This is a genomic window from Lactobacillus helveticus DSM 20075 = CGMCC 1.1877 (assembly GCF_000160855.1).
Taxonomy (GTDB): Bacteria; Bacillota; Bacilli; order Lactobacillales; family Lactobacillaceae; genus Lactobacillus; species Lactobacillus helveticus.
This window is the reverse complement of the sequence record NZ_GG700753.1, coordinates 280156-285199: the sequence shown is the minus strand read 5'-3', so window position 1 is coordinate 285199 and position 5044 is coordinate 280156. Positions and strand designations below refer to the sequence as shown.

The window sequence follows — 5044 nt, the reverse complement described above, 5'->3', positions numbered from 1 at the left end:
TAATTAAGGGATTTAATTTAGAGTTTTTAACTATAAAGGTTCCTGAAGAATTGCCGACCGCAATTTTAGTACTAATTAAAGGAAGCAATCCGCAAAGAACAATTGGCTATCGGACTGATATTGATGCGTTGCCGGTAGAAGAAAAAACTAATTTGCCTTTTTCATCAACGCATCCCGGAATGATGCATGCTTGTGGCCATGATATTCATATGAGTATTGCATTAGGGCTGCTTAGCTATTTTAGTGAAAATCAGCCTAAGGATAATCTGTTGTTCTTTTTCCAGCCAGCTGAAGAAAGCGAAAGCGGCGGTAAAAAAGCATATGAAGATGGAATCTTTGAAGGAAAGTTTAAACCTGATGAATTCTATGGCTTGCATGACAATCCTGAATTGCCTGCCGGAGCCATTGGCTGTCGTGAAGGTACACTATTTGCTGGAACCACTGAGGTCAACATTGACTTGATTGGTAAGGGTGGACATGCAGCTTTTCCGCAAAATGCTAATGACACTGTGGTGGCTGCTGCGAGTTTAATCATGCAGATTCAAACGGTAATTTCACGAAGTATTGATCCAATTCAAAGTGGTGTGATCACTTTAGGTAAGGTCAGAGCTGGAACTATTAGAAATGTGATCGCTGGGCAAACACGGATTGAAGGAACAATTCGAGGCTTGACGCAAAAAATGATTTTGCAAATTGATCAGCGTTTGCAAGATTTATGTGAAGGCATAGCTCGTAGCTACAACATGAAAGTAAATCTGGAATTAAATCAAGGCGGTTATTGGCCGGTAGAAAATAATCCAGAGTTAACTAAAAACTTCATTAGTTATATTAAGAATAATCCTGAAGTCGATTTTGTTGAAACTAAGCCAAAAATGACGGGAGAAGATTTCGGCTTTTTACTTGCTAAGTTTCCAGGAACTATGTTCTGGTTAGGTGTTGGTGATCCAGATTCACAATTGCATTCGGCAAATTTGAATCCAGACGAAAAAAGTATTATTCGTGGAGTTAACGCGATTAAGGGATTTTTAATCAATAGAATGGGGATTTAATATGGCTACATTAATTGATGCAGATTTATTGACGGCAATTGTGACGCCATTTGATGAGAATAAAAAGATTGATTTTGATAGTTTAAAGAAATTAACGAATTATTTAATTGATCAGGGATGCAACGGTTTTGTAATTGGTGGCACAACTGGTGAAACACCAACTTTGACTCATGATGAAAAAATTGAACTCTACAAGCAGTTTGGTCAAATCGTTAATGGCCGCGCTGTTGTAATTGCTGGAACTGGCAGCAACAATACTGCTGAAACTATTAAGTTTACCAATGAAGTGGCAGAAATTGACGGTATTGATTACGCCTTAGTCGTTGTACCGCCATATAATAAGCCAAATCAACGCAGCATGGTTGCGCACTTTACTGCAGTGAACGACAACGTTAAGATGCCATTTTTAATCTACAATATTCCAGGCAGAACTGGGGTCAGGATGGAAAAGGAGACTGTTGTTCAACTATCTCAATTAGATAATATTAAAGGAATTAAACAATGTGCATCTCTTGAAGAGATGGAATATATCATTGATCACAAGGCTGCAGGTTTCCAGGTCTTTACCGGAGAAGATACCCAAGCTTTAACCGCAAGATTGCTTGGAGCAAATGGGGTTGTTTCCGTAGCTTCTCATATCTATACCAAAGAAATGCGTAGAACGTACGATGCTTTATATGAAGGAAAATATCCTGAGGCAGCTAAAATTCAACGTTGGTTGACACCTAGAATGCAAGCCCTATTCATGTATCCATCTCCATCACCAGTAAAGGCAGTTTTAAATGCACAAGGCTTTGAAACCGGAGATTGTCGCTTGCCCTTAGTCGCCTTGAATGATGAAGAAAAAGTAACCCTGGCTCAACATTTAGGCTTAGAAGATAATGCTTTATTGCAAAAATTGCCATTAGATTTAGGAAAGGATCTTGAAAATGACTAAAAAAGTATTAGTTGCTGGTTTTATGGGTGCAATGGGACAAAAGGCTGTTAATTTAGTTAACAATATGCCAGGTTTTGAAGTAGTTGCTGGACTTTCTCCAATTGCAGAAGATAATCCTGAGCAATATCATTTGCCTGCAAGTGCTAAAATTTTTAAGAATTTAACAGAAATTCCTGATAACTTAGCAGATTTTTGGATCGACTTTACCACTCCTAAGGCAGTATACGAAAACGTAAAATTTGCCTTGCAACACCATATTAGGCCAGTAGTAGGAACTACCGGGATGAGTGATGAACAAGAAGCAGAATTAATTGTGCTTTCCAAAAAAGAAAAAGTAGGTGGCTTAATTGCTCCTAATTTTGGGATGTCTGCAGTTTTATTGATGAAATTTGCTAAAGAAGCTGCTAAATACTTCCCAGATGTTGAAATTATTGAAATGCACCACGCAGATAAGAAAGACGCTCCATCAGGCACTGCCTTGGCTACTGCTAAGATGATTGCAGAAAATCGCCCTGAACATCAAACAGCGCCAGATGAGGTAGAAACTTTGAAGAATGTTCGCGGTGGAGATTATCAAGGAATTAAGATTCATTCAGTGCGTCTACCTTGCTATATTGCACATGAACAAGTATTATTTGGAGGATCAGGTGAGGCCTTGACCATTCGCCAAGATTCATTTGATCGTGGCTCATTTATGAACGGAGTAAAAGTAGCCTTAGAAAAAGTTGACCAATTAGATGAATTGGTAATTGGATTAGAAAATATCCTTTAAAGATAAAGGGAGGAAAAACTATGCTAGAATTAGCTAATGATTTGGGTTTTAGCCAAAAAGTACAAAATGTCAGAGCTTCTGGAATTAGAATTTTTGATAATAAAGTCTCAACCATTCCAGGAATCATCAAACTAACTTTAGGTGAACCTGATATGAATACGCCTGAGCACGTTAAAGAAGCTGCAATTAAAAGTATTCAAAATAATGATTCTCACTATGCTCCTCAAAAAGGTAAGCTGGAGTTAAGAAAAGCCATTAGCAACTATCTCAATAAGACTATCGGTGTTAAATATGACCCAGAAACAGAAGTTGTAGTAACCGTTGGTGCCACTGAAGCGATTAATGCTGCACTTTTTGCTATTACTAATCCTGGTGATAAAGTAGCTATTCCAACGCCAGTTTTCTCATTATATTGGCCGGCTGCTACCTTAGCCGATGCCAGTTATGTGTTGATTAATACTACTGAAGATAATTTCAAATTAACACCGCAGAAATTGACTGAAACTATTAAAGAAAATCCTACAATTAAAGCAGTAATTTTGAATTATCCCACTAACCCAACAGGCGTGGAATATACAGAGGATGAAATTAAGGCCTTAGCCAAAGTAATTGCAGAAAATCATTTGTACGTTATCACTGATGAAATCTATAGTACTTTGATTTATGGTGTTGAACATCATTCTATTGCTAGTTTGATTCCTGATCGAGCAATTTATATTTCAGGTTTATCAAAGTCTCATGCAATGACTGGTTATCGTCTGGGCTATATTGCAGGTCCTGCTAAAATTATGGAACAAATTGGTAAGGTGCATGGCTTAATGGTGACGACGACAACTGATTCATCGCAAGCTGCGGCTATCGAAGCGTTAGAAAATGGATTAAATGATGCAGCAGAATATCGTAAAGTTTACCAAAAACGAAGAGATTTTGTTTTAGAGAAATTAAGTGAAATGGGGATGCAGGCAGTCAAGCCTGAGGGAGCTTTCTATATTTTTGCAAAAATCCCCGCTCAATATGGTGAAGATGATATGCAGTTTGCATTGGACTTAGCCTTTAAGGCTAAAGTTGGCGTGACTCCCGGTAGCGCCTTTGGTCCAGGCGGCGAAGGATATGTAAGATTGTCATATGCATCTAGCGATGATAATTTACGTGAAGCAATGAAGAGAATGAATGATTTTTTACAATAGGTTGAATAAGAATGGTAAGAGAATATAATGTTGCAATTTTAGGTGCTACAGGTGCCGTTGGTAGAAGAATGATTGATCAATTGGCTAAGTCAACTATTCCAGTAAAAAGCGTGAAGTTGTTAGCCTCATCACGTTCAGCTGGCATGGTATTAAAATTTAGAAATCAAGACTTGGTAGTTGAAGAAACTACACCGGAATCTTTTGATGGCGTTGATCTAGTTCTTTCATCAGCTGGTGGTGCCGTATCAAAGAAATTTTTACCAGAGGCTGTTAAACGTGGCGCAGTTTGTGTAGATAATACTAGTGCCTTCAGAATGGAGCCAGACGTTCCATTGGTTGTTCCAGAAGTAAATTCAGATGCTTTGAAGGACCATCACGGTATTATTGCCAATCCAAATTGTTCAACCATTCAAATGGTAATGGCCTTAGAACCAATTAGAAGAAAGTTTGGTTTAAAGCAAATTATCGTTTCAACTTATCAAGCCGCTTCAGGTGCGGGTCAAGTTGCAATTGATGAGTTAAAAAAAGAAGCCCAAGATTATTTAGATGGTAAAGATATGCAAGCAGATGCACAAATTTTGCCAACTAAAGGGGATAAGAAGCATTATCCATTAGCATTTAACCTCTTACCACAAATTGATGTTTTAGAAGATTCTGGCTATTCTCATGAAGAATGGAAAATGATTCATGAAACTAAGAAGATCATGTTAAACGACATGAATGCTAAAGATATTAAAGTAACCGCAACTTGTGTTAGAGTTCCTGTTCCAATTGCACACGGCGAAAGTGTTTACTTCACTGTTGAAGATGAAAGTGCAACGACTCAAGATATTATGGATGCAGTTGCTAACTTTCCAGGCGTAGTTCTTGAAGACGACATTAAGCACCAAATTTATCCTCAACCAATCAATGCAGCTGGCAAGCGCGAAACTTTTGTTGGTCGCATTCGTCCTGACTATGAAAATCCAGGTGCCTTCAATATGTGGATCGTAGCTGATAACCTCTTAAAGGGTGCAGCTTGGAACACTGTTGAAAATGCTGAATACTTAGTAAAAATGAATTTGATCTAAAACTAAAAAGAAAAAGCACAAATATTGTC

General features: G+C 38.0%; 5 protein-coding genes. All 5 read left to right on the top strand.

Translation table 11 applies throughout. The annotated features are described in order from the left end of the window. On the top strand, positions 1 to 1049 hold a 1049-nt coding region (locus tag HMPREF0518_RS04955; protein WP_003626727.1), incomplete at its 5' end, for an N-acetyldiaminopimelate deacetylase. Position 1050: 1 nt separating this feature from the next. Next, positions 1051 to 1986, top strand: a complete 936-nt coding sequence (dapA, locus tag HMPREF0518_RS04950) for a 4-hydroxy-tetrahydrodipicolinate synthase (protein ID WP_003626725.1) — start codon at positions 1051 to 1053, stop codon at positions 1984 to 1986. Next, positions 1979 to 2758 carry a 4-hydroxy-tetrahydrodipicolinate reductase gene (gene dapB, locus HMPREF0518_RS04945; protein ID WP_003626724.1) on the top strand — a complete coding sequence of 260 codons (780 nt, stop codon included), beginning with the start codon at positions 1979 to 1981 and terminating at the stop codon, positions 2756 to 2758. Before dapA ends, dapB begins: the two co-directional genes overlap by 8 nt. Positions 2759 to 2778: 20 nt before the next feature. Next, positions 2779 to 3945: an aminotransferase class I/II-fold pyridoxal phosphate-dependent enzyme gene (locus HMPREF0518_RS04940; protein ID WP_003626723.1), complete on the top strand. Its 1167-nt coding sequence runs from the start codon at positions 2779 to 2781 to the stop codon at positions 3943 to 3945. Positions 3946 to 3956: 11 nt separating this feature from the next. After that, entirely contained in the window at positions 3957 to 5015 is a 1059-nt protein-coding gene (locus tag HMPREF0518_RS04935; RefSeq protein WP_003626722.1) for an aspartate-semialdehyde dehydrogenase, read from the top strand. Positions 5016 to 5044: the final 29 nt, after the last annotated feature.

What these genes read in the sequence shown, in the direction of transcription:
- HMPREF0518_RS04940 (WP_003626723.1), top strand. Translation starts at nt 2,779, where the DNA reads ATGCTAGAATTAGCTAATGATTTGGGTTTTAGCCAAAAAGTACAAAAT.
- dapB (WP_003626724.1), top strand. Translation starts at nt 1,979, where the DNA reads ATGACTAAAAAAGTATTAGTTGCTGGTTTTATGGGTGCAATGGGACAA.
- dapA (WP_003626725.1), top strand. Translation starts at nt 1,051, where the DNA reads ATGGCTACATTAATTGATGCAGATTTATTGACGGCAATTGTGACGCCA.
- HMPREF0518_RS04935 (WP_003626722.1), top strand. Translation starts at nt 3,957, where the DNA reads ATGGTAAGAGAATATAATGTTGCAATTTTAGGTGCTACAGGTGCCGTT.